20 protein-coding genes are annotated in these 23,167 nt (G+C 73.7%); 12 read left to right on the forward strand and 8 right to left on the reverse strand.

Annotated elements, in window-relative coordinates; all coding sequences use genetic code 11:
* Nucleotides 1-18: 18 nt before the first annotated feature.
* Together ACLBWX_RS10460 and ACLBWX_RS10465 are read left to right on the forward strand one after the other, a co-directional pair.
* On the forward strand, nt 19-552 hold the full coding sequence (locus ACLBWX_RS10460) for a sigma-70 family RNA polymerase sigma factor (protein WP_447677106.1): 534 nt from the start codon (nt 19-21) through the stop codon (nt 550-552).
* Entirely contained in the window at nt 549-1,322 is a 774-nt protein-coding gene (locus tag ACLBWX_RS10465; protein WP_447677000.1) for an anti-sigma factor, read from the forward strand. Before ACLBWX_RS10460 ends, ACLBWX_RS10465 begins: the two co-directional genes overlap by 4 nt.
* Before the next feature lie 30 nt (nt 1,323-1,352).
* Here the strand turns inward: ACLBWX_RS10465 and ACLBWX_RS10470 are convergent, their stop codons facing one another.
* The 7 genes from ACLBWX_RS10470 to ACLBWX_RS10500 all read right to left on the reverse strand — a co-directional run bounded on the left by ACLBWX_RS10470 (nt 1,353) and on the right by ACLBWX_RS10500 (nt 11,141).
* Nucleotides 1,353-3,584: a xanthine dehydrogenase family protein molybdopterin-binding subunit gene (locus tag ACLBWX_RS10470; RefSeq protein ID WP_447677001.1), complete on the reverse strand. Its 2,232-nt coding sequence runs from the start codon at nt 3,582-3,584 to the stop codon at nt 1,353-1,355.
* Entirely contained in the window at nt 3,577-4,647 is a 1,071-nt protein-coding gene (locus ACLBWX_RS10475; protein WP_447677002.1) for an FAD binding domain-containing protein, read from the reverse strand. Before ACLBWX_RS10475 ends, ACLBWX_RS10470 begins: the two co-directional genes overlap by 8 nt.
* Nucleotides 4,644-5,162, reverse strand: a complete 519-nt coding sequence (locus ACLBWX_RS10480; protein WP_447677003.1) for a (2Fe-2S)-binding protein — start codon at nt 5,160-5,162, stop codon at nt 4,644-4,646. The genes ACLBWX_RS10475 and ACLBWX_RS10480 overlap by 4 nt, the downstream gene beginning before the upstream one ends.
* A 93-nt stretch (nt 5,163-5,255) precedes the next feature.
* On the reverse strand, nt 5,256-5,690 hold the full coding sequence (gene copM / locus ACLBWX_RS10485) for a CopM family metallochaperone (RefSeq protein WP_447677004.1): 435 nt from the start codon (nt 5,688-5,690) through the stop codon (nt 5,256-5,258).
* Between the two features lie 19 nt (nt 5,691-5,709).
* A complete protein-coding gene (locus tag ACLBWX_RS10490) occupies nt 5,710-8,838 on the reverse strand; it encodes an efflux RND transporter permease subunit (protein ID WP_447677005.1) in 3,129 nt (1,042 codons plus the stop codon).
* A gap of 14 nt (nt 8,839-8,852) precedes the next feature.
* Entirely contained in the window at nt 8,853-10,589 is a 1,737-nt protein-coding gene (locus ACLBWX_RS10495; RefSeq protein WP_447677006.1) for an efflux RND transporter periplasmic adaptor subunit, read from the reverse strand.
* 93 nt (nt 10,590-10,682) lie between these two features.
* Entirely contained in the window at nt 10,683-11,141 is a 459-nt protein-coding gene (locus ACLBWX_RS10500) for a hypothetical protein (protein WP_447677007.1), read from the reverse strand.
* Between the two features lie 336 nt (nt 11,142-11,477).
* Between ACLBWX_RS10500 and cobF the strand changes: the two genes are divergently transcribed.
* Both cobF and ACLBWX_RS10510 read left to right on the forward strand, forming a co-directional pair.
* Complete coding sequence (cobF, locus tag ACLBWX_RS10505; RefSeq protein ID WP_447677008.1) at nt 11,478-12,275, forward strand: precorrin-6A synthase (deacetylating); 798 nt, start codon at nt 11,478-11,480, stop codon at nt 12,273-12,275.
* A gap of 243 nt (nt 12,276-12,518) precedes the next feature.
* Nucleotides 12,519-13,760 (forward strand): hypothetical protein, encoded by a 1,242-nt coding sequence (locus tag ACLBWX_RS10510; RefSeq protein WP_447677009.1) that lies wholly within the window; start codon nt 12,519-12,521, stop codon nt 13,758-13,760.
* 36 nt (nt 13,761-13,796) lie between these two features.
* Here the strand turns inward: ACLBWX_RS10510 and ACLBWX_RS10515 are convergent, their stop codons facing one another.
* Nucleotides 13,797-14,372, reverse strand: coding sequence for a PAS domain-containing protein (locus ACLBWX_RS10515; RefSeq protein WP_447677010.1), 576 nt, complete (start codon nt 14,370-14,372; stop codon nt 13,797-13,799).
* Nucleotides 14,373-14,715: 343 nt separating this feature from the next.
* Here ACLBWX_RS10515 and ACLBWX_RS10520 point away from each other — a divergent pair, with 343 nt between their 5' ends.
* The 8 genes from ACLBWX_RS10520 to ACLBWX_RS10555 all read left to right on the forward strand — a co-directional run bounded on the left by ACLBWX_RS10520 (nt 14,716) and on the right by ACLBWX_RS10555 (nt 23,124).
* On the forward strand, nt 14,716-15,354 hold the full coding sequence (locus ACLBWX_RS10520; RefSeq protein WP_447677011.1) for an AAA family ATPase: 639 nt from the start codon (nt 14,716-14,718) through the stop codon (nt 15,352-15,354).
* Nucleotides 15,338-15,652, forward strand: coding sequence for a ribbon-helix-helix domain-containing protein (locus ACLBWX_RS10525; RefSeq protein ID WP_447677012.1), 315 nt, complete (start codon nt 15,338-15,340; stop codon nt 15,650-15,652). Before ACLBWX_RS10520 ends, ACLBWX_RS10525 begins: the two co-directional genes overlap by 17 nt.
* Nucleotides 15,653-16,015: 363 nt before the next feature.
* Nucleotides 16,016-17,473, forward strand: coding sequence for a septal ring lytic transglycosylase RlpA family protein (locus ACLBWX_RS10530; RefSeq protein WP_447677013.1), 1,458 nt, complete (start codon nt 16,016-16,018; stop codon nt 17,471-17,473).
* 140 nt (nt 17,474-17,613) lie between these two features.
* Nucleotides 17,614-18,840, forward strand: a complete 1,227-nt coding sequence (locus tag ACLBWX_RS10535; RefSeq protein ID WP_447677014.1) for a D-alanyl-D-alanine carboxypeptidase family protein — start codon at nt 17,614-17,616, stop codon at nt 18,838-18,840.
* Nucleotides 18,837-19,568 carry a dTMP kinase gene (gene tmk / locus ACLBWX_RS10540; protein ID WP_447677015.1) on the forward strand — a complete coding sequence of 244 codons (732 nt, stop codon included), beginning with the start codon at nt 18,837-18,839 and terminating at the stop codon, nt 19,566-19,568. Before ACLBWX_RS10535 ends, tmk begins: the two co-directional genes overlap by 4 nt.
* Nucleotides 19,558-20,622, forward strand: a complete 1,065-nt coding sequence (locus ACLBWX_RS10545; RefSeq protein WP_447677016.1) for a DNA polymerase III subunit delta' — start codon at nt 19,558-19,560, stop codon at nt 20,620-20,622. Before tmk ends, ACLBWX_RS10545 begins: the two co-directional genes overlap by 11 nt.
* Nucleotides 20,623-20,713: 91 nt before the next feature.
* Nucleotides 20,714-22,288 carry a methionine--tRNA ligase gene (gene metG / locus ACLBWX_RS10550; RefSeq protein ID WP_447677017.1) on the forward strand — a complete coding sequence of 525 codons (1,575 nt, stop codon included), beginning with the start codon at nt 20,714-20,716 and terminating at the stop codon, nt 22,286-22,288.
* A 56-nt stretch (nt 22,289-22,344) separates the two neighbouring features.
* The gene (locus ACLBWX_RS10555) at nt 22,345-23,124 is read left to right on the forward strand and encodes a TatD family hydrolase (protein WP_447677018.1); all 780 of its coding nucleotides are present in this window, start codon (nt 22,345-22,347) and stop codon (nt 23,122-23,124) included.
* The last annotated feature ends 43 nt before the right edge of the window (nt 23,125-23,167 follow it).

Genomic DNA, 23,167 nt, shown 5'->3' on the forward strand with positions numbered 1-23,167 from the left:
GCGCGCAGCGAGGCCGTCCTGTCGGACCTCATCGCCCGCATCGGCCGACGCGACGAGGCCGCCCTGCGGACCCTCTACGACCGGACGGCGCCGAAACTTCTGGGCGTCGTCCTGCGTATCCAGTCGGATCGCGGCATGGCCGAGGACGTGCTGCAGGACGTGTTCCTGCGCATCTGGCAGAAGGCCGCCTCCTACAGCCCGGCGGCCGGACGGCCGCTGGCCTGGCTCTGTACCATCGCGCGCAACCGGGCGATCGACGGGGTGCGGCGGCGGAGCGAGGTCCAGGGGCCGGCGACCGAGGACGGGGAGGATTGGGTGGAGCGGCTGGCCGACCCCCACGACAGCGAGGGCACGATCCTCGGGCGCAACGCGCTGCAGGTCTGCCTCGGCCGGCTCGAGGCGCTGCACCGGGACTGCATCGTGCTGGCCTATTGCGAGGGCCAGTCCCGCGAGGATCTCGCCCTGCGCTACGACCGCCCCGTGAGCACCATCAAGACCTGGCTGCATCGCGGCCTCGCGACCCTGCGCGGCTGCCTGGACGGTGCGCCATGACCCCCGATCCGGAGGAGCGCGACCTGCGCCTGGCCGAGTACGTGCTCGGCACGCTGCCGCTGCCCGAGCGCGCGGCCGTGGACCTCGAACTCGCCGTGGATCCCGCCGCCCGCGCGGCGCGCGACGCCTGGGAGCGCCGCCTGGCGCCCCTCGCCCTCGCGGCCCCCGAAGTCGCGCCGGGGCCGGGCGTCTGGCCGGCGATCGCCCGGCAGGTGGCGTCCGACGCCTCCGCCGGCCGGCCGGGGGCCGGCCGTTCGCCCGCGTCCCTCGGGCTCGCCGCCAACGACGACCGCATCGGCGCCCTGCAGGGGTCCCTCCGGCGCTGGCGCCTGGCCACCGGCGCGGCCGCGGCCCTGGCGGCCGGGCTCGCCCTCTTCGTCGCCGTGGGCGGGCCGCGTCCCGGCACCGGGCTGGACGACGGCCGCTACCTGGCGGTGGTCAGCAGCGGCGGCGAGGCCCCGGCGCTCCTCGTCAGCATCGACACACGGGCCGGGACCGCGCGGGTGCGCCCGGTGGGCGCGCAGACCCCGTCCGGGCACAGCCTGGAGCTCTGGTACGTCGGCGCCGGCGCGGCCCCCAAGACCCTCGGCCTCGTGGGCACCGGCGCCAAGGCGCTGGACAAGGCGCTGGACAAGGCGCGGATCCTGCCGGCCCGGGGAGACGCGCTGGCGGCCGGCACCTTCGCGGTCTCGGTCGAGCCGGCCGGCGGCTCGCCCACCGGTCAGCCGACCGGTCCGGTGGTCTATTCCGGCAAGCTGATCCGCGAATAGCGGCGGGCCCGGGACAGCCCGCCCGCCGCCTCACCCCAGCAGGCGGTCGAGGGTGATGGGGATGTCGCGCACCCGGAACCCGGTGGCGTGCCAGACCGCGTTGGCGATGGCGCCGGCGGTGCCGGTGATGCCGATCTCGCCCACCCCCTTGATGCCCAGCGGGTTCACGTGCGGGTCGTGCTCCTCCACCAGGATCGCCTCCATCGACGGCACGTCGGCGTTCACCGGGATGTGGTACTCGGCGAGATTGGCGTTCATCACCCGCCCCGAGCGCGGATCGAGCACCGCGTGCTCGTGCAGCGCCAGGGAGACGCCCCAGATCATGCCGCCGTAATACTGGCTGCGCACGAGATGCGGGTTGACGATCCGTCCGGCCGCGAAGGCGCCGACGAGGCGCGTCACCCGGATCTGGCCCAGATCCGGATCGACCTTGACCTCCGCGTAGACCGCCCCGTGCGCGTGCATCGCGTAGGCTTTCCGGGCTGCGGGGTCGCCCGCGCCCTGGCCCTTCGCCTCGATGGAGGCCTTGCCGGCGCGGGCCAGGATCTCGCCGAAGGATTCCGAGCGGGCGGGGTCGTCCCGGCGCGCGAGGCGCCCCTCGGCGGCCGTCACCCCGGCATTGCCGGCGCCGTAGAGGGGCGAGGCGCGGTCGTTCACCGCCAGCGCCGCGAGTTCGGCGATCACGGCCTGCGCGGCGTTGTGGACCGCCGTGCCGCCGGTGGCGGTGCCGGTGGAGCCCCCCGCCAGACCGCCGTTCGGCAGGTTCGAATCACCGATGCGCAGTTCGACCCCGGTGATCGGGAGCCCGAGCCCGTCGGCGCCGATCTGCGCCAGCACCGTCCAGGCGCCCTGGCCCATGTCCTGGGCGGCGGTCTCGATCAGGGCGGTGCCGTCCGCCCGGATCGTGGCGCGGGCCTCGCCCTGCATCATCCCGGCCGGATAGGTGGCGGTGCCGAGGCCCCAGCCGACCAGCAGCCCGTCGGCGTCGCGCATCCGGCGCGGCGCGCGGGGGCGCGAGGCCCAGCCGAAGCGCTCCGCCCCTTGGGCGTAGCATTCGCGCAGGGCCTTCGAGGAGAAGGGCCGATGGGTGATCGGCTCGACCTCGGCGTAGTTGCGCAGGCGGATCTCCAGGGGGTCGAGGTCGAGTTCCAGGGCCAGCTCGTCGAGGGCGCTCTCCAGCGCGACGCTGCCCGAGGCCTCGCCGGGGGCCCGCATGAAGATGGGCGTGCCGATATCGGCCCGGGAGACCGTGTGGGAGGTACGGATCGCGCCCGCCGCGTAGAGGTGGCGCGAGAGGATGCCGGAGGGCTCGACGAAGTCGTCGTGCCGGCTCGTCAGGGTCAGGGTGTGGTGGTCGAGGGCCGTGAGGGTCCCGTCGCGGGATGCGCCGAGCTTCAGGGTCTGGCGCGTGGCGGCGCGGTGGCCGACCGGGCCGAACATCTGCTCGCGCCGGGTCACCAGCTTGACCGGGCGCCCCACGAGCTTCGCTGCCATGATCCCGAGGATCTGCGGCGCGGCGATGAAGCCCTTCGAGCCGAAGCCCCCGCCGAGATAGGGGCAGACCACGTGGATGTTCTCGGGGGGGATGCCGAACAGGCCGGCGAGCCGGCCCTTGGCGATCCAGAGGGCCTGGGTCGGCGTGTGGAGCGTCAGGCGGTCGCCGTCCCACTGGGCCACGCTGGAATGGGGCTCCAGGGCGTTGTGGTACTGCGCCGCCGTGTCGTAGGTCGCCTCGATCCGCGCCTCGGCCGCCGCCATGCCGGCGGCGATGTCGCCCGAGCCCTCGTCGGTGGCGGAGCCGGCCCCGATGGTCTCGGGTGCGAACACCGCGCCGGACCCGAGGGCGACGCTGACGGCTTCCGATTCGTAGCGGGGGGCGAGCAGGGCCGCGCCCTCGGTGGCGGATTCCAGGGTCTCGGCGACGACCACCGCGATCGGCTGGTTGGCGTAGCGCACGCCGTCGTTCTGCAGGAGGTCGAGGCGGAAGGCGAAGGGATTGTCCTTCAGGTCCGGCGACTTGGCGAGCTTCGGGGCGTTCTCCGGCGTCATCACCGCGATCACGCCGGGATGCGCTCGCGCCGCCGCGACGTCGAGACGGGTGACCCGGCCGCGGGCGACCGCGCTCACCGCCATCACGGCATGGGCCAGGCCCTCGGGCCTGACATCCGCGCTGTAGCGGGCGGCACCCGTGATCTTGGCATGGCCGTCCCGCCGGGTGAGCGGCTGGCCGATGGAGGCGCCGTGGCGCTGACGCTCAGGCATGGACGGGGGCTCCGGCCGAGGGGGAGGGGCTGGCGGCGAAGGGACTGGCAGGAAGCGCGGGCACGCGCTCCGGGGTGCCGGCGGCCGCGAGGGTGAGCGCGCGGACGACGATGCGGCGGGCGAGCTCGATCTTGTAGGCGTTGTCGCCCGAGGGCCTGGCCTCGGCCAGCGCCGCCTCGGCCGCCCTGGCGAAGGCCTCGGGGGTGGGGGCGGCACCGGCCAGCAGGGCCTCCGCCTCCCGTGCCCGCCAGGGCTTCAGGGCGACGCTGCCGAGCGCGATGCGGGCCTGCCCGATCCTGTCCCCGTCCATCCGCAATCCGACCGCCGCCGAGACCACCGCGAAGGCGTAGGAGGTGCGCTCGCGGACCTTGAGGTAGCGGCTGTGGGCCGCGAAGTGCTCCGCCTCGGGCGGCAGGGTGACGGCGACGACGAGGTCGCCGGGCTCCAGCACGGTCTCCCGCTCAGGCGCGTCGCCCGGCAGGCGGTGGAACGCCTCCAGGGGCACGGAGCGGGCGCCGCCCGGCCCCTCGATCTCGACGGTGGCGTCGAGCGCCGCGAGCGGCACGCAGAAGTCGGACGGGTGGGTGGCGATGCAGTGCTCGCTCCAGCCCAGCACCGCGTGGCTCCGCGTGACGCCGCCCAGCGCCGCGCAGCCGGCGCCCGGGTCGCGCTTGTTGCAGGCGCTTTCGGTGTCGGTGAAATACTGGCAGCGGGTCCGCTGCAGCACGTTGCCGGCGGTGGTGGCGACGTTGCGCAGCTGTCCCGAGGCGCCCGAGAGCAGGGCTTCCGCCAGGGCCGGGTAGCGCCGGGCGATGCGCGCGTCGTGCGCCAGGGTCGCGTTGCGCACCAGGGCGCCGATCCGGGTCGCGCCGTCGGCGCGCCGCTCGATGCCGTCGAGGCCGGGCAGGCGGGTGATGTCCACGAGGCTGTCGGGCCGGCTGACGCCGCCCTTCATCAGATCGACGAGGTTGGTGCCGGCGGCGAGGTAGGCCGCACCGGGCCGGCCGCCGGCGGCCACCGCCTCGGCGACGCTGGTCGCGCGGATGTAGTCGAAGACCTTCACGCCGCGTCCTCCGCGAGCTGGCGGCCGGGCAGGACGTCCGGTCCCGTCATCGCCGTGTGGGCGCTGAGCACCGCCTCCGTGATGCCCGCGTAGGCGCCGCAGCGGCACAGATTCCCGCTCATGCCCTCGCGCACCCGCTCGGGGTCGCCCCCGGTCTGGCCCTCCCGGATCAGCCCGACCGCGCTCAGGATCTGGCCCGGGGTGCAGAAGCCGCACTGGAAGCCGTCATGCGCGAGGAAGGCGGCCTGGACCGGATGCAGGCCCTCGCCCTCGGCGAGACCCTCGATCGTGGTGATCGACGCCCCGTCATGGCTGACGGCCAGCGCCAGGCAGGCATTCACCCGCACGCCCTCGATCAGGATGGTGCAGGCGCCGCACTGGCCCCGGTCGCAGCCCTTCTTGGCCCCGGTGAGGTCGAGGCGCTCGCGCAGAAGGTCGAGGAGGGTGACGCGCGCATCCTCCAGGACGACGCTGCGGCGCGCGCCGTTCACGGTCAGCGTGATGGGAAAGCTCATGCGGGAAGCGCCCTCGGCCGGCTTGTCTGGAAAGGCTCCAGATAGAACCGCGGTGGGTCCCGACCAGGGGCGCCCGGCAGCGTGGGGCGCCCGTCAGCGCGGGGCGGCCTTCGCCTCCGCGTCCCTGCGCTTCAGGATGGCCTGGAGCTGGGCGATCTCGGCCTCCTGCGTCTTCGCGATGCCCTCGGCCAGTGCCCGGACCTCCGGGTCCTTCGAATATTGCAGGGCGACCCGGGCCATGGCGACGGCGCCGGCATGGTGGGGGATCATGCCGGCGGCGAAGTCGCGGTCGACGTCGCCCGAATAGCGGATCTCCATGTCGCCGTGCATGCGCATGGCGGCTTCCTGGAACGCTTTGGTGGCGGGGGAGGGCGCCCCGGCCTTCGCGGTGGCGGGCTTGTGGACGTGGCCCGGGGTGCCGTGGCCATGGTCGTGGCCGTCGTCGGCGTGATGGTCTTCCGCTGCCGGGGCCGCGCTCGTGAGCGCGAGGAGGGCGAGGGCGGCGAGCAGGGTGCGCGGGATCGTCATGGGGTTCGTCTCCGTGGGATCAGAAGAGGGCCGGGGCGGGGGCGCCCGCGGCATCGGCCGACGGCGCCTGCGCCGCCTGGAGCCGGGCGAAGGCGCCGCGGCCGAAGCGCAGGACGAGGACGGGGGTGAGCACCGCGTCCAGGAGGGTGGCGCTGAACAGGCCGCCGAAGATGGTCACGGCGACGGGGTGGAGGATCTCCTTGCCGGGCGCCGTGCCGTCGACGAGGAGCGGCACCAGGGCGATGCCGGCCGCCAGCGCCGTCATCAGCACCGGCACCAGCCGCTCGTTGCTGGCCCGCAGCACCAGGGCCGGTCCGAAGGGCAGGCCCTCGGTCAGCCCGAGATTGAGGATGTGGCTGATCTTCAGGATGCCGTTGCGGGCGACGATGCCGGTGAGCGTCACGAAGCCGATCATCGAGGCCACCGAGAGGGGCAGCCCGGTGACGTACAGGGCGGTGACGCTGCCGATCAGCGCCAGCGGCACGTTGCCCATGACGATGAGGGCCAGCACGCCGGAGCGGTAGCGGCTCGCCAGCAGGGCGAAGACCAGGGCGAGCGAGACGAGGCTGAGGAGCCCGATGGTGCGGGTCGCCTCCCCCTGCGCCTGGAACGCGCCCTCCAGGTTCGCGGTGATGCCCTGGGGCAGGGGGGTCCGCGCCAGGGTCTCGGCGATGGCGGTGGCCACGGCCGAGCCGTCCGCCCCCGCCTGGGTGTTGGCCTGCACCACCAGCCTGCGCCGGCCGTTCTCGCGAAGAATCTGGTTGGGGCCGTCGCGCTCGGCGATGTCGGCGAGCGCATGGGCCGGGACCCAGCCGTTGGGCGTCTCGATCAGGAGTTCGCGCAGGGCCGCCACCGAGCGGCCGGGTTCGGGCAGGCGCAGGGTGACGTCGTAGCGGCGCAGGCCGTCGACCAGGGTGGAGACCACCCGGCCGTTGGCCAGCCGGCTCACCGCATCGACCACGGCGCCGGGAGCGACGCCGTAGAGGGCGGCCCGGCCGGAATCGACCCGGACCTCGAGCTGCGGGATGCGGACCTGCTTCTCGATGGCGAGATCCGTGATGCCGGGGATCGTCTCGAACTCCGCCTTGAGGGCTTCGGCCGTGCGGCGCAGGCCGTCGAGATCCTCGCCGAACAGCTTGAGGGCGATCTCGGCCCTGACCCCCGAGAGCATGTGGTCGAGGCGGTGCGAGATCGGCTGGCCGATATTGACCGAGACCGGCAGCACCCCGAGGCGCGCCCGCAGGTCCGCCACCACGGCCTCGCGCGGGCGCCCGTTCGCTTTCATGCCGATCTCGAGATCGGTGGAGTGGACGCCCTCGGCATGCTCGTCGAGCTCGGCCCGGCCGGTGCGGCGGCCGACCCGGTCCACCTCCGGGATGTCCAGCACCAGCCCCTCCGCGATGGCGCCGATCCGGCTCGATTCGGCGAGCGAGATGCCCGGCGTGAAGGCGAGATTGACGGTGAAGGAGCCCTCGTTGAACGCCGGCAGGAAGGCCCGCGGCAGCGTGGTGGCGGCGAAGGCCGCCGCGCCGACGCCGATCACGGCGCCGGCCATGACGCGGCGCTGGTGATCGAAGGCGAACGCGACCAGGCGGCCGTTGCCGGCCTTGAGCCAGCGGATCAGCCGGCCCTCCGGCGCCTCCAGGCCCTTGAGCCCGGGGAGCAGCCAGGAGGCGAGGGCGGGTGTCAGGGTGAGGGAGACGGCCAGGCTCGACAGGATCGCGACGATGTAGGCCTGCCCGAGCGGCGCGAAGAGCCGGCCCTCGATGCCCGAGAGGGCGAAGAGCGGCACGAAGACGAGGCAGATGATCACGGTGGCGTAGACGATGCCGGAGCGGACCTCGTTGGAGGCCGCCACGATCACCGCGAAGGACGAGCGCGGCGACCCCTCCTGCCGGTTCTCGCGCAGGCGCCGCAGGATGTTCTCGACATCCACCACGGCGTCGTCGACGAGCTCGCCGATGGCGATGGCGAGCCCGCCGAGGGTCATCGTGTTGATCGACAGCCCCAGGGCGGAGAAGATCGCCGCCGTGGCGAGGATCGAGACCGGGATCGCGGTGAGCGAGATCAGGGTGGTGCGGGCGTTCATCAGGAAGGCGAACAGCACCACCGCCACCACGGCGACCGCCTCCAGCAGCACCGTCACCACGTTGCGCAGGGAGGTCTCGATGAAATCCGCCTGCCGGAACAGGATCTTGTCCGCCGCGATGCCGGGGGGCAGGCTGGGGCCGAGCTGGGCCAGCGCGTCCTCCACGGTCTTCGTCAGCCGCACGGTGTCGATGCCCGGCTGCTTCTCCACCGAGACGATCACGGCGGACTTGCCCATGTAGCCGCCGTCGCCGCGCCGGGGGCGGGGGGCGAAATCCACCTCCGCGACCTGGCGCAGGTAGACCGGCCCGGCCGGAGTGGTCACCACGAGGTTGCGCAGGTCGTCGAGGTCGATGGTCCGGCCGATGGCGCGGATCAGCACCTCGCGGGCGCCCGCATCGGTGAAGCCGCCGCCCGCATTGGTGCCGAAGCCTTCGAGCGCCTGGGTCAGGGCGGCATGGCTGACGCCCAGCGCCCGCATGGCGGCGGGGTTCGGCGCCACCCGGAACTGGCGCACCTCGCCGCCGATGGGAATGACCTGCGCCACCCCCGGGATCGCGAGAAGGCGCGGCCGGATGGTGAAGTCGGCGGTCTCGCGCAAGCTCATCGGCGTCGCGGTCTCGGAGGTCACCGCCACCAGCAGGATGCCGCCCATGATGGAGGAGACCGGCCCCATCTGGGGCATCACGTTGGCGGGGAGTTCCGAGCGGGCCAGCGCCAGGCGCTCGGCCACGAACTGGCGCGCCCGGTACAGGTCGGCGTCCCAGGCGAACTCGACGGTGACGATGGACAGGCCGATGCCGGAGACCGAGCGCACCCGGGTGACGCCGGGCAGGCCGTTCATCCGGGTCTCGATCGGGTAGGTCACGCGCTGCTCGACCTCCGGGGGGGCGAGCCCCTCGGCCTCCGTCATCACCGTGACGGTGGGGCGGTTGAGGTCCGGCAGCACGTCCACGGGCAGGCGGGTGAGGGCGAGGAGCCCGGTCAGCACCAGGGCGGCGGCGAGGGCCAGCACGAGCAGGCGGTTGCGCAGGGACTGCGCGACGATGGTCTCGAACATCGGGGCGCGTCCTCTCAGCGGATCTGGTCGAGGAGTTCGGCGCCCTGGGTCACGACGCGGCGCCCGGCCGCGATCCCGTCATCCACCAGCATCCGGTCGGCATCCAGCGGTGCCACCCGCACCGGACGGCCCATGAAGCGCTCGGCGCTGACATGCTCGTAGACGAGGCTGCCGCCCTCCGCCCGCACCACGCCGGAGCGCGCCACCGGCAGGCCGGGGCGGGCCTGGCCGATGGGAGCCAGCACGGTGACGAACTGGCCCAGGCGCAGGCCCCGCCCGTCGCCCTCGACGGCGAACTGGACCGGCACCGCCTGATTGCGGTCGGCGAGCCCCGTGCCCCGATAGGCGAGCTGCAGGGTGCCGCCGTCGCCCGTCCGCGCGGTGGCCCGGCTGCCCTCGGCCAGCGCCTCGAAGCTGAGGGCCTCGACCCAGAGCTTGCCCGGGTCGACGATGCGGTAGACCACCGTGCCGGGCGCCGCCATGGCGCCCGCCACCGCGTTCGCCTCGGCGATCACGCCGTCGACCGGCGCGACGAGGGCCTCCGGCTCGCGCCGGATGGCGTCGAGGGCGGCGCGGCGGTCCCGCAGGCCGCCGAGTTCCGAGCGGGCGTCGTCGAGCTGGGTCTGCGCCACCGCGCCGGTGGTGGAGAGCTTCTCGAAGCGCCCGACCCGGCGCTCCAGGATGGCGATCTGCTGGTCGAGCTCGCCCTGGCGCTGGCGCATGTCGGAGACGTCCACCGCCTGGACCGGCGGGGTCACGCTGGCGAGCACGTCGCCGCGCGCCACCCGCGTGCCGAGGCGGGGAAAGCCCCGTTCCGGCGGCGCCAGCCGGCCGCCGACGGAGGATTGCACCACGCCGCTGGCATTCGGGTCCGGGATGATCCGGCCCGGCAGTTCGGCGCTGCGGGTGACGGACGCCTCCGCCGTCAGGCCGGTGCGCAGGGCCAGCAGGCGCTGGAGCGACTTCGGCACGAAGACCGAGCCGTCGGGCAGGCGCCGCGCCCGTTCCATCAGGGTGCCGCCGGTCAGCGCCGCCGGGGTGAGGGGGGGCTCCTTCTCGTCCGGGCCGTGGCCCTCATGGGCCTGCGCCGCGCCGCCGAGGAGGAGGGCGAGCGCCAGCGTCGCCCCGACCGCGAGGAGACCGACCAGGACGGAGCCGGCGCGCCGCCGGCGCGCCAGGGCGAACACTCCGAGCCCCATCAGGAAGCCCCCCGTCGCGAGGGCGACCGGGTTCTGCCGGGCGAGGCGGTCGGCCAGGGCCGTGGCCGAGGCCGCGGCGCCGGGGGCCGAGACCGGGGCGGGCGCGGTCTCGGCGGGCAGGTGGAGGTCGAGGTTGAGGAGGTCGGTGCGGCCCTCGGCCGAGACGCCGACGACGAGGTCGTGGTCGTCCCCGGTCGCGAGCCAGGGGGCCGCGAGGCGGTAGGTGCCGGGCGCCGTCTCGGCGGCCTTGCGCCGGCCCTCCGGCGTCATCACGGCGACGCCCGCCTCCGGGACGGGGGCGTTGGTGGCGAAGGCGTCGAGGTAGAGCACGAGGTCGGTGCCCTGCACCACGGCGACGAGCTCGAAACGCTCGGAGACGGCCTCCGCCCGCGGGGCGGTGGCGGCCGGGGCGGGGGGCGCTTCCGCGCCATGATCGTGGCCCTCATGGGCCTGGGCCGGCCCGGACAGGATGGGCAGGGCCGGCAGGGCGAGGAGCGCGAGGGCGACGAGGAGGGCCGGCGCGCGCAGGGCGGCCGCGAGGGAGCGGGACATGGACCAGGATTCTTTCGCCGGGGAACACGGAACGGCGTCCCGGCCTCGCGCCTCCGTGGGGAGTCGCGAAGGCCCGGCGGACGCGGGGCAGCGTCAGGCGTAGGATCTGGGCGGTTCGGGAAGGGCTTCCGGGACGACGTCCGTCCGGGCGGGGAGGGCGCGCGCCAGGGCGCGGTCGCCGGGTCCGCGCGGGCCGGTCGCATCGTCGCTGTCCGGGGCGAGCCCGGCTCCGGTGCAGCAGGCGCCCGGGCTCCGGCAGCCGGCATTGCAGCAGGTGCCGTCGCAGGTGCCGGTGCTCAGCGTCCTGGTCGGTGAGGCCGACAGCACGACGACCGTCCGGATGACGCTCTGGGTCTCGAGTATCCGGGTCTCGAGTATCCGGGTCTCGTGCATCCGGGTCTCGTCGCCGGTCCGGAGCTCGGCCGAAGCGGCCGGGGGGAGGGCGGCCGCGGCGACGCCCGCGGCATGGGAATGGCCGCCATGGGCCTCGGCGCCGGACGGCACGAGGCCGACGGTGATCAGGGCGATCACCGCAGCGAGCCAGAGTGCCATGTGCCGGACGCGAGTCATGTCGGCGCCGTGCTTAGCATACGGGGCGGGGCTGCGACAGGCCAGGTGTCGCGCACGGCGTGCCGACGGACACGCCCGCGCGCACTCATACCGGAGCGCGATGAGCCTGACTCGATCGAGGTCCGCCCACGCGACCGCGCGGCGGCGGCCGTCCGCCGAACCTCGACGGATCCCGGCCATGGGTCGGGATCCGTGAGCCCTGGTATAAGGGTCTGGGAACGCACGGGGTTTCTCCGCGTGACGGTTCCCCTCGCCCGCCGCATGCTCTAAGCGGGCGGCCCGGGACCCGCCTCGGGCGGGAGCGGAGGACGGCGCGCGATGAGAACTCTCCTGGTGATCGGGATCGGCACCGGCAATCCCGAGCACATGACGATCCAGGCGATCCGCGCCCTCAACACGGTCGACGTGGTCTTCGCCCTCGACAAGGGCCGCGCGAAGGCCGAGCTCGTGGACCTGCGCCGGGAGATCTGCGCCCGCTACCTCACCGAGAAGCCCTTCCGGTTCGTGGAGGCGCAGGACCCCGAGCGCGACCGCGACCCCTCGGATTACGGGGCCACCGTCGAGGCCTGGCACGCCGCGCGGGCGGCCCTCTACGAGGCGATGATCGCGCGCGAACTCGGCCCGGAGGGCTGCGGGGCCATCCTGGTCTGGGGCGATCCCTCCCTCTACGACAGCACCCTGCGGATCATCGACCGCATCCTGGCCCGCGGAAGCCTCGACCTCGCGGTCCGGGTGATCCCGGGCATCACCAGCGTCCAGGCGCTCGCGGCCGGCCACCGCATTCCCCTCAACCGCATCGGCGGACCGATCACCATCACCACCGGGCGGCAGATCGCCGGCGGCCTGCCCGAGGGCGCGGAGGCCACCGTGGTGATGCTCGACGGCCGGCCCCGCTTCGACCATCTCGACCCGGAGCTGACGATCTACTGGGGCGCCTTCGTCGGCACCGCCGACGAGATCCTGGTCTCGGGCCGCCTCGGCGACGTCGCCGCCGAGATCGGCGCCCTCCGCGAGGCCGCCCGGGCCCGTCACGGCTGGATCATGGACACTTACCTCCTGCGCCCGCCCGAATCTCCCAAGTCCACCGAATCTCCCGAGTCCACCGAGCCGGCCTGAGGCCGCCTGCGACATCGTCGACCGTCCGCCGGAAGGATCGTCCGGTCCCTGGTCCGGCCGACAGGTGATCCTCCCCCGTTGCGGGCGGGACACATCAACAAAAATCCCTTTTCTCCAATCCTGGTGCGACCCGTGACTGTCGCAGGACTGGCAGGGTGTTTGCGTGAGACTTCGCAGGGCCAATAATCGGCCGATCCTGCCGGGACGACGACTGTCGCGGGCCGGGATCGGGAGGGCTTGCGGATGGCGGCGCACGGGGTTCGGGCGGACAGGTTCGGGGGGCGGGGGCTCGTCGCGCGGATGCGCTGGGCGATGCTGGCCGCCTGCGCCGTCCTGGCGGCCGCCGGGGCGCGCCCCCTCCTGAATTCGGCCTACACCGCCCTGTCCCTGCGCCTGGAGGAGCATCTCCGCACCCGGGTGCCCGGTCCCCCGGCGCGCATCGCCCTCGGGCCGCACGGGCGCGACATCCGGTTCGCCGGGGAGATCGGGGCGGGGACGGCCGCGCGCCTCGCCGCCCTGCTCGCCGCCCATCCGGCGGTGACGCGCATCCATCTCACCAGCGAGGGCGGCCTCGTCGAGGAGGCGGCGGCGATCGGCGATCTCATCGCCGCCCGGGGCCTCGCCACCTACGTCCCGGACTATTGCGTCTCGGCCTGCACCCTCGCCTTCGTGCGGGGCGCCGGGCGCTACCTCGTGACGAACGGCCGCCTCGGCTTCCACGCGCCCTACGATCCCGGCCTGTTCGGGCAGGTGGTGCAGGCCGACGCCTCGGCCGAGCGGGAGGCCTACCTGGCCGCCGGGGTCGACCCGGCCTTCGCGGACGAGGCCCTCGCTGTCGCCTCCGACAGCCTGTGGATCCCCGACCCCGCCCGCCTGGTCCGGGCGCGGGTCGCCACCGAACTGGTCGACACCGACCGCTTCCCGGATTCCACCCTCGACGACGATCCGAGCCCGGCCGGCGCCCGGGCGGCGATCCTGCGCGCGCTGCCGCTCCTCGACGCCCTCGCGGAGCGGGGCGAGATCCTCGACGCCCTCGCGGCCGCCTATCTCGACGGCTATCGGGCCGGAATGCCGGAGGGCGCGGCCCTCGACCGCCTGCGGGCGCGGGCCGGGCGCACGCTCGCCCGCATCCTGCGCGGCGCCGACGACGCGACCTGGGTCGAAGCGGGCCGCGTCCTCCTGCGGGCGATGCGGCGCGCCGACCCGGGCGCCTGCCTCGTCATCGGCGGGGAGGGCGACCTCCTGGCGGCGCAGGAGATCCTGGCCGACGACGCGGCGGCGCGCGTCCTCGCCCGCGCGGTCGGGCCGGGGATCCGCGCGGAGGCCCCCCTGCCCACGCCGCCGGCCCGGATCGCCCGCGACTGCGCCGGCCTGATCGCGGCCTACGGCGAAGCCCTGGCGCGACCCGGGGCAGGGGCGGCCCTGCGTGCCCTCGCGAGCCACCGGATCCGCCCGGCGCGGGAGGCCACGGCCCTGCCCCGCTGATCCCGCCTCTTCCCTCTGCTCTCCTGGCGAGGCCGTTCAATGCCGCCGGCCGTCCTGGGCGTCCCGGAGGTGGCGGGCGAGCTCGTGGCCGATCTCGACCATCAGGCGGTCGAGGAGGCGCGACAGGCCGGGCCGGGCGAGATCGTCGGCGAGGCCCCGCAGGGCGATGGCGTGCTCGGCCATCCGATTCACCGCGTGCTGGTCCCGGACGCCGACCACGCGGTCCTCGGCGGGTTCGAGGACGATGCCGCGCGCCCGCACCGGCCGGCCGGCGGCGTCGGGCTCGATGCGCCCGCGCAGGTCGAGCCGGCGCGGCGCCCGGGTGCGGAAGGACAGCGCGAAGGCGCCGCCGCGGGCGATCGCCGCGTGGAGCGCGTTGTCGACCCGCGCGCGGTCCTCCTCGTGGGTGCGCGAGAGGAGGGACGCCAGGGGCACGCCCCGCGCGCCTTCCTCCGGCGACCACCCGAGCGCCCGGGCGACGGGGGCCGAGACGACGAGGCGGTCCGCCCAGATGTCGTGCACCCAGCCCCCGACGACGCCCGAGGCGGCGAGGGCCGCCTGCAGGCCGCCGGGGATGTCGGCCTCCGAATCCGGCGGCGGGGATCGCGTCATGGGCCTCCTCACCGGCCGGATCGAACCTGTCGAAACGACCTGAGGTTGCCGTTTCGGCAACGCGCGGCATCCGACGCGCCGATATCGTAGAGCGAAACCAAGGGGGCGTGAAGAGCGTCCGACGATCCGATCCCGACAAAGGCAACTTCAGATTGCCTGTCGGCCTTTCGCGGGCGGATCCCGGCTTAACCGTTGGTTAACCATGATCGGCGACATCCGGGATCGCAGCATCCTTGGGTCACAGGACGGGAGCCACCGCCCCGCCCGCCGGCGATCCGGACTGCCGGATCCGTCCGCCACAACCGTCACCCGAACTCGTCGACGCTCGCGAAGGGATGCCAGGATGAAAGCCATCACGTTCGTCACCCAGAAGGGGGGGAGCGGCAAGAGCACGCTCTGCATCTCTCTGGCGGTCGCCGCCCAGGAGCGCGGCCTCTCGGTCTGCATCCTCGAGATGGATCGCCAGGCCACGGTCAGCGACTGGCTCGACCATCGCACCGCCGAGGGCCCGGAAGTGGCGCAGATCGACGCGACGCAGATCGAGGGCGTGATGGCCCAGCTGCGCGACTCGGCCTACGACTACGTCTTCATCGACACCCCCGGCGTCGATTCCGCCGGCACCCTCTCGGCGATCCGCGCCGCCGACCTCTGCGTCATCCCGTGCCGCCCGACGCCGGCGGACCTGCGCGCCTTCAAGCCGACCCTGGCGGCGATCTACCGCCTCGAGAAGAAGTTCGCGTTCGTGCTGAACCAGACCCCCCCGCGCTCCTACCGGATCCGCGACGCCGCCGACGGCCTCGCCGTGCTCGGCATCCTGCCGGACGTGAACATCGTCGCCCGCACGGACCACCAGGACGCCATCGGCGTCGGACAGGGCGTCACCGAGTTCAATCCGAAGGGGCAGGCCGCCTTCGAGGTGCGCAAGCTCTGGAGCTGGATCGAGAAGCGCATGCAGGTGAGCAAGCATGCCAAAGCCGCCTAAGCTCAGCCTCGCCTCCATCGTTGCCGCCTCGACCCCGTCGGGCAAACTCCACCAGTCCGCCGAAATCGTCCAGCTCGACACCGGCGTCTCCACGCTCCGGCGCCCCAGCGCCACCCTGAAGCAGCGCGCCCGGCAGATGTCGGTCTACCTGGAGCCGCCGGTCTACGACCAGCTGCGCGACATCGCCCACGCGGAACGCGCCAAGATGCACGGCCTGATGCTCGAGGCCCTCGACCTCCTGTTCAAGCAGCGCGGCGCCCGCTCGATCGACCAGCTCAACGAGCCGGACGGCCGCTGAGACGAAACCGCGCGCTCCGGCAATGACTTGCCGGGGCTTCTCGATGTTTCGGTTCAGCCTTCCGCCGCGCCGGACGAGCCCCGGGCACGATCGCGGAGAAAGGTCTTTATCTTCGACCGTTCAGAGGCTTGTCGGATAACGCTCTCGCGATGCACGAGGCTTGGCCGTCATGTCCGTCGCAGCACCGCCCGTCTGCCGAAAGCCGATCCCGTTCAGCCTTCCTTTACGTCACCCGGACATTCTCGCCCGTCTCGGGAGGGGCGCGCCGCTCCCGGGGGCCCATCCGGTCCTGCTCTCGCCCGCCGGTGGTCCCTCTCAAGCGTATCGTGCGGATCGGGGCGGGGGCTGAGGCGGATCATCGCGATGGCGCGTAAGACGAAGCCGGGACACCCGGGGGTGGCCCCGCTGCCGCTCTGGCGGCTGCTGGCGGTCTCGGCCGTGGCGCTCACCACCGCCAACTGCGCGCAATCCCCGCAGAAGCTCGCCGGGACCGCAGGCGGCGGCTCCAGCCTCGATCCGAAATACGGCGTGAAGGCCAGTCCGCGCCTCTACAACGAGGGCGACGTGATCCCGAAGGGCGGCGGACGCCGCTTCTCGGGCAAGCCCTACGTGGTGGCGGGGCGCACCTACGTCCCGCGCGAGGATGCCAAGGGCTACGTCCGCGAGGGCCTCGCCTCCTGGTACGGCTCGGCCTTCCACGGGCGCATGACCGCCAACGGCGAGGTGTTCGACCGCCACTCCATCGCCGCCGCGCACCCCACCCTGCCGCTGCCGAGCTACGCCCGCGTCACCAACCTCGCCAACGGCCACTCGATGATCGTGCGGGTGAACGATCGCGGCCCCTACCATGCCAACCGCCTGATGGACGTCTCCGAGGAGGTGGCCGAGGCCCTGGAATTCCGCCGCAGCGGCACCGCGCGGGTGCGCGTCGAGTATGCCGGCAAGGCCTCCACCGCCGGCAGCGACGACCGCAAGCTCCTCGCCACCCTGCGCACCGACGGCCAGCCCGCCGCCATCCGCGGCGCGGCGCCCGTCATGCTGGCCGATCTCGGCCCGGACGCGCCGCAGGTCTCCTCCGAGCGCCTCGCCCGGGCGAGCCGCCCGGCCCTGGCCTTCAAGGAGGCCGACGAAAGGCCGGCCGCCGGGGAGAATGCCGCCGAGACGGCCGAGGCGGCGCCGGCCCCCCGTCCGGTCAAGCCGGCCCCCATCCTGGTGGCGAGCGCCGCCACCGTCGCGGTCCCGGCCGCGCTGCAGCCGACGGCGGTGCGGGCCGACGGGTTCCGGCCCGTGCGGCACGGCCCGTCCGAACCGCACCAGACCCTGGCCGCCGCCCGGCCCGCCCCCCTGAGCCTGACCCCGCCGCCGCTGCGGCTCGCCGGGGCGTCGCCGGCCGGCAAGGAACCGCCGACCGGCAAGGGCGTGTCGAAGTTCGCCCAGGCCGGTGCGACACCGGCCAAGGCCGACCCGCGCGCCGCCACCGCCCGCTTCGCCGCCGCGACCCCGGGAGCGCCCGCCTCGAAGACTTCCCTCGCCAGGACTTCCCTCGCCAGGCTGGCGGCCGATGGCCCCCCGGCCCGGGCGGGGGCTCAGCCCGCCTCCCGCATGGCCGCCGCCAAGGCGCCTGTCGGCACCCAGACGCCCCCTGCCGGCAAGCCCGGGCCGGTCGCCAAGCCCGTGCTGGTCGCTAAGCCCGTGCTGGTCGCCAAAGCCGTGCCCTCCGGCAAATCGGCCGACCTCGCCAAACCGGCTGGCCCGGCCAAGGCCGCCGTTGCGTCCAAGGCCCCGGCCCGGACCCGCGCCCAGTTCGCGGAGGCCCGCTGACCGGCGGTGCGTCCGTGGCCGTCAGGACGCATCGACGCGCGATCGGGATCGCCCGTGATTTGCGTTCGATCTCGGCGGCGAATGCCTGTAACGTCACGCTTGATCGTGGGGGCGACGAGCGGGTGGGCGTGAGGCGGGGTATGCGTGTGAGAGTGGTCCTCGCGGGTCGGAACGGATCGGCGCGCGCGGCGGTGTCGGGCCTCCTCCTCGCCACGGCTCTGAGCCTGTTCGCCGCGGGGTCGGCCCTGGCCCAGAGCTTCCAGACAGCGGCGCCCCACGCGATCCTGATCGATGCCGATTCCGGCTCGGTGCTGTTCGAGAAGGGCGCCGACGAGCTGTTCTCCCCAGCCAGCATGGCCAAGCTGATGACCACCGAGATCGTGTTCAACGAGATCCGGCAGGGCCGGCTCACCATGGACTCGGAGTTCCAGATCACCGAGGACGCCTGGCGCCGGGGCGGTGCGGGGGGGGGCGGCTCCTCGATGTTCGCCCAGCTCAACAGCCGCATCAAGCTGTCCGACCTGCTGCGCGGCCTCATCGTGCAGTCGGGCAACGATGCCGCCATCGCCATCGGCGAGGGCATCGCCGGTTCGGAGGAGAATTTTGGGCGCATGATGACGGCGCGGGCCCGGGAGATCGGCCTGGCGCGCTCGACCTTCCGCAACGCGACCGGCTATTCGGCTCCCGACCAGAAGGTGACCGCGCGCGACCTCGCCAAGCTCGCCCTGCACCTGATCGAGACCTACCCGGACCTGTACAGGATCTTCGCCGAGCGCGAGTTCACCTGGAACAAGATCAAGCAGCAGAACCGCAACCCGCTGCTGACCCTCGACATCGGCGCCGATGGGCTCAAGACCGGCTACCTTGAGGAATCCGGCTATGGCCTGACCGGCTCGGCGGTGCAGAACGGGCAGCGCCTGATCATGGTGGTGAGCGGTCTCAAGACCGCCCGCGACCGGGCGGCGGAATCGCGCAAGCTGATGGAGTGGGGCTTCCGCGCCTTCGAGCCGCGCCAGGTCTTCGGCGCCGGCGAGACCGTGGCGGAGGCCTCGGTGTATGGCGGCGCGGCCGGCAGCGTGCCCCTCGTCGCCAAGAAGGCCGTGCGCGTGCTGCTGCCGCGCGGCTCCGGCGACAAGATCACCGCCCGGGTGGTCTACCAGGGACCCCTCGTCGCCCCGGTGGAGCAGGGCCGCGAGGTCGGCCGCCTGCGCATCACCCGCGGCGACACCCAGGCCCTCGACCAGCCCCTCTATGCCGGCGACACGGTGGAGGCCGGCACCCTCCCGCAGCGGGCGCTCGACGCGGCCTGGGAGGTCGGCACCGGCCTGTTCCGCAAGGCGTTCGAGAAGGCCGGCGCGAAGTCGTGACGGCGCCCGGGACGCGGGGAGGGACCTTCGTCACCTTCGAGGGCGGGGAGGGCGCCGGCAAGTCGACCCAGATCCGCCGCCTCGCCGCGCAGCTCCGGCTGGAATCCGGCCGCCCCGTGCTGACGACGCGCGAGCCCGGCGGCTCGGCCAAGGCCGAGCGCATCCGCGAGGCGCTGCTCGCGGGGCTCGCCAAGCCCTACGGCCCCTTCGCCGAGGCGCTGCTGTTCTCCGCCGCCCGGATCGACCACCTGGACACCCTGATCCGCCCGGCGCTGGCCCGGGGCGAGATCGTGCTCTGCGACCGCTTCGCCGACTCGACCCGGGCCTACCAGGGCGCGGCCGGTGGCCTCGACCCGGCCGCATTGCGCGCCCTCGAGGGCGTCGTCGTCGGCCCGACCCGTCCCGACCTGACCCTGATCCTCGACTGCGACCCGGAACTCGGGCTCGCCCGCGCCCGGGCGCGCCGCGACGCGGGGGCCGACGGTGCGGTCGACCGCTTCGAGGCCGAGGCCCTCGCCTTCCATGCCCGCCTGCGCTCGGCCTTCCTCGCCATCGCGGCGGAGGAGCCCGGGCGCTGCGCGATCGTCGACGCCGCCCTGCCCGCCGATGCCGTCGAGGCCGCGATCCGCGCCGTGGTGGCCGAGCGCCTGCCCGGGCTGCTGCCGGCGCGGGCTCATGGCCGGAGCGAGGATCGCCGCCCCGGGACGGAGCACGGCGATGCGGCCTGAGCGCGCCCCCGAGGATGTCGAGCCCGGCGACCTGACCGAGGTCCCGCGCCCGCGCGAGCAGGCCGACCTCGTCGGCCATGCCGAGGCCGAGGCCGCCTTCGTCGCGGCGATCGCCGCGGGGCGCCTGCACCACGCCTGGCTCATCGGCGGCCCGCGCGGCATCGGCAAGGCGACGCTGGCCTATCGGGTCGCCCGCTGGCTCGTCGCCAACCCGGCGGCGCAGGGGGCGCCCGCGAGCCTCGCCGTCGATCCGGGCCATCCGGCGGCCCGCCAGGTCGCGGCCCTGTCGCACCCCAACCTCGTGGCCCTGCGCCGGACCCGTCCGGCCAACGCCAAGACGCTGGTGACCCGGATCTCGGTGGATGCGGCCCGCGGCGCCCTCGCGCTGTTCGGCTCCACCGCGGGCAATGCGGGCTACCGCATCTGCATCGTCGACAGCGCCGAGGACCTCAACGCCAACAGCGCCAACGCGCTCCTCAAGATGGTGGAGGAGCCCCCGCCCCGCTGCCTGTTCCTCATCGTCAGCCACGCGCCGGGGCGGCTCCTGCCGACCATCCGCTCGCGCTGCCGGGCCCTGACCCTGCGCCCCCTCGCGGAGGCCGAGGTGGCGCGGGTGATCGGCGGCTTCGCCCCGCCCTTCGTGCAGCCTGGCCCCGAGGCGCTCGCCCGGGCCGCGCAGCTCGCGGAGGGCTCGGTCGCCGAGGCCGTCGCCCTGCTCGACCCCGCCCGGGCCAGCCTCGTCGCGGAGGTCGAGACCCTGCTCGCCCGCCTCGACCATCCGGACTGGCGCCGCATCCTGGCGCTGGCCGAGAAGCTCTCGGCACGCGAGTCCGACGAGCTCTTCGCGGCCAGCCTCGACACGGTGTTCCGCTTCGTCTCGGCCGAGCTCGACCGGCGCCGCCACGAGCCGCCCGCCCGCCTTGCGGCCCTGGTCGAGGTGTGTGACAAGATCGCCCGCGCCGCGCGGGAGGCCGCGACCTACAATCTCGACCGCCGGCCGCTGGTCCTGTCCCTGTTCGGCGACCTGGCCGGCGCGCTCCGCGACGCCGCCTGACGCGGCCTGGTAGACGCCCGCCGTCCTGTGATCCCAGGACCCGATTCCGGGGCCTGATCCTGTGAATCCTGCATCCGGGGAAGCCCTCGACGTGACCGCCACCGACCCGGCAACCGCGAAGACCTTCGGTCTCTCCACCGCGATCTCCTATCCCAACGGCGCGCCGCATATCGGCCACGCCTACGAGGTGATCGCCACGGACGCGATCGCCCGCTTCAAGCGCCTCGACGGCTACGACGTGCTGTTCTCCACCGGCACCGACGAGCACGGCGTCAAGATCCAGCAGACGGCCGCCAAGGCCGGGGTCACCCCGCGCGAACTCGTCGACGACATGTCCGCGCGCTTCCGCGCCATGGCGCAGGCGCTCGATTGCAGCCACGACCGCTTCATCCGCACCACCGAGCCCGCGCACTACGCCGCCGCCCAGGAACTCTGGCGCCGGATGGAGGCCAACGGCGACCTCTACCTGTCGAAATATGCCGGCTGGTACTCGGTGCGCGACGAGGCCTACTACGCCGAGGACGAGCTCGAGCCCGGCCCCGACGGCACGCCGGTCTCCAAGGCCACGGGCACGCCGGTGACCTGGATGGAGGAGGAGAACTTTCTTTTCCGTCTGTCCGCCTATCAGGATCGGCTGCTGGCGCTCTACGAGGCCCAGCCCGACTTCATCGGCCCCGAGACCCGGCGCAACGAGGTGGCGAGCTTCGTGCGCTCCGGACTCAAGGATTTTTCCGTCAGCCGCACCAATTTCGACTGGGGCGTGCCGGTGCCGGGCCATCCCGACCACGTCATGTATGTCTGGGTCGACGCGCTGACGAACTACCTCAGCGTCACGGGCTTTCCCGACGAGACCGACGCGCGCAGAAAATTCTGGCCGATGGACCTGCACGTCATCGGCAAGGACATCGTCCGCTTCCACGCGGTGTACTGGCCGGCCTTCCTGATGTCGGCCGGCCTGGCCCTGCCCAAGCGCGTCTTCGGCCACGGCTTCCTGCTCTCCAAGGGCGAGAAGATGTCCAAGTCGCTCGGCAACGTCGTCGACCCGATGGACCTGATCGCGACCTACGGGGTCGACGCGGTGCGCCACTTCGTGCTGCGGGAGGTGCCCTTCGGCGGCGACGGCAACTACAGCCACGAGGCGATCATCACCCGCTACACGGCGGACCTCTCGAACGGCCTGGGCAACCTCGCCCAGCGCTCGCTCTCGATGATCGCCAAGAACCTGTCCGGGACGGTTCCCGAGCACGGCGTCCTCACCGAAGAGGACCGGGCGCTGCTGGCCCTGGCCGACGCGCTGCCCGCCACCGTGCGGACGGCGATGGACCGGCTCGCCCTGCACACGGCCCTGGCCGAGATCTGGGCCGTGATCACCGCCGCCGACCGCTACTTCGACGCGCAGAAGCCCTGGGTGCTGCGGAAATCCGATCCGGCCCGGATGGCGGCCTCGCTCTACGTCGTGGCCGAGACCCTGCGGGCCATCGGCATCCTGGTGCAGCCCTTCATGCCGGGCTCCGGCGCCAAGCTTCTCGACCTCCTGGCCGTTCCGGCGGACCGGCGCCGACTGGCCGATGTGGGGGAGGGGGGCCGCCTCGTGCCCGGGACGCCGCTCCCCGCCCCCGCCGGCCTGTTCCCGCGCTTCGTCGAGCCGGAGGTGCCGTCCGCGTGAGCGGCGGCGTGAACGTCGGCGTCTTGCCCACCCCACCGTTTTCCGAGCTTCCCCTCATGCTGGTCGACAGCCACTGCCACCTCGATTTTCCGAATTTTTCGGAGGATCTGCCCAACGTCATCGCCCGGGCCCGCGCCGCCGGCGTGACCCGGATGCTGACCATCTCCACGCGGGTCGCCAAGGCCCGGACCTACGAGGCCCTGTCCGAGGCCAACCCGGAGATCTGGCACACCATCGGCACCCATCCGGACGGGGCGGGGACTGAGCCCGACGTGCCGACCGAGGCCATCGTCGCACGCACGCACCACCCCCGCTGCATCGGCATCGGCGAGGCGGGCCTCGACTTCCACTACGACAACGCCGCCCCCGAGGCGGTGCAGGAGCGGGTCTTCCGCCGCCACATCGCGGCCGCCCGCGAGACCGGCCTGCCGCTGGTGATCCACTCCCGCGACGCCGATGCGGAGATGGAGGCGATCCTGGTCGACGAGATGACGCGCGGCGCCTTCACGGCCGTCCTGCACTGCTTCTCGTCGGGCGCGCGCCTCGCCGCGGTCGGCGTCGAGCTCGGCTTCTGCGTGTCCTTCTCGGGCATCGTCACCTTCCGGCGCTCGCACGACCTGCGGGCGATCGCCCGGTCGGTGCCGCCCGACCGCCTCCTGGTGGAGACCGACGCGCCGTTCCTGGCGCCCGAGCCGCATCGCGGCCGCACCAACGAGCCGGCCTACACGGCGGACACCGCCCGCTCCCTCGCCCAGACCCTCGACATGGACGTTCCGGACTTCGCCGCCCTGACCACCGCCAATTTCCACCGCCTGTTCCACAAGGCCGCGGCCTGAGCCGGGGAGGGGGCCGGATCGGGCGTGACAGGCCCAGGCCCCC

The organism is Methylobacterium sp. M6A4_1b (assembly GCF_053345175.1).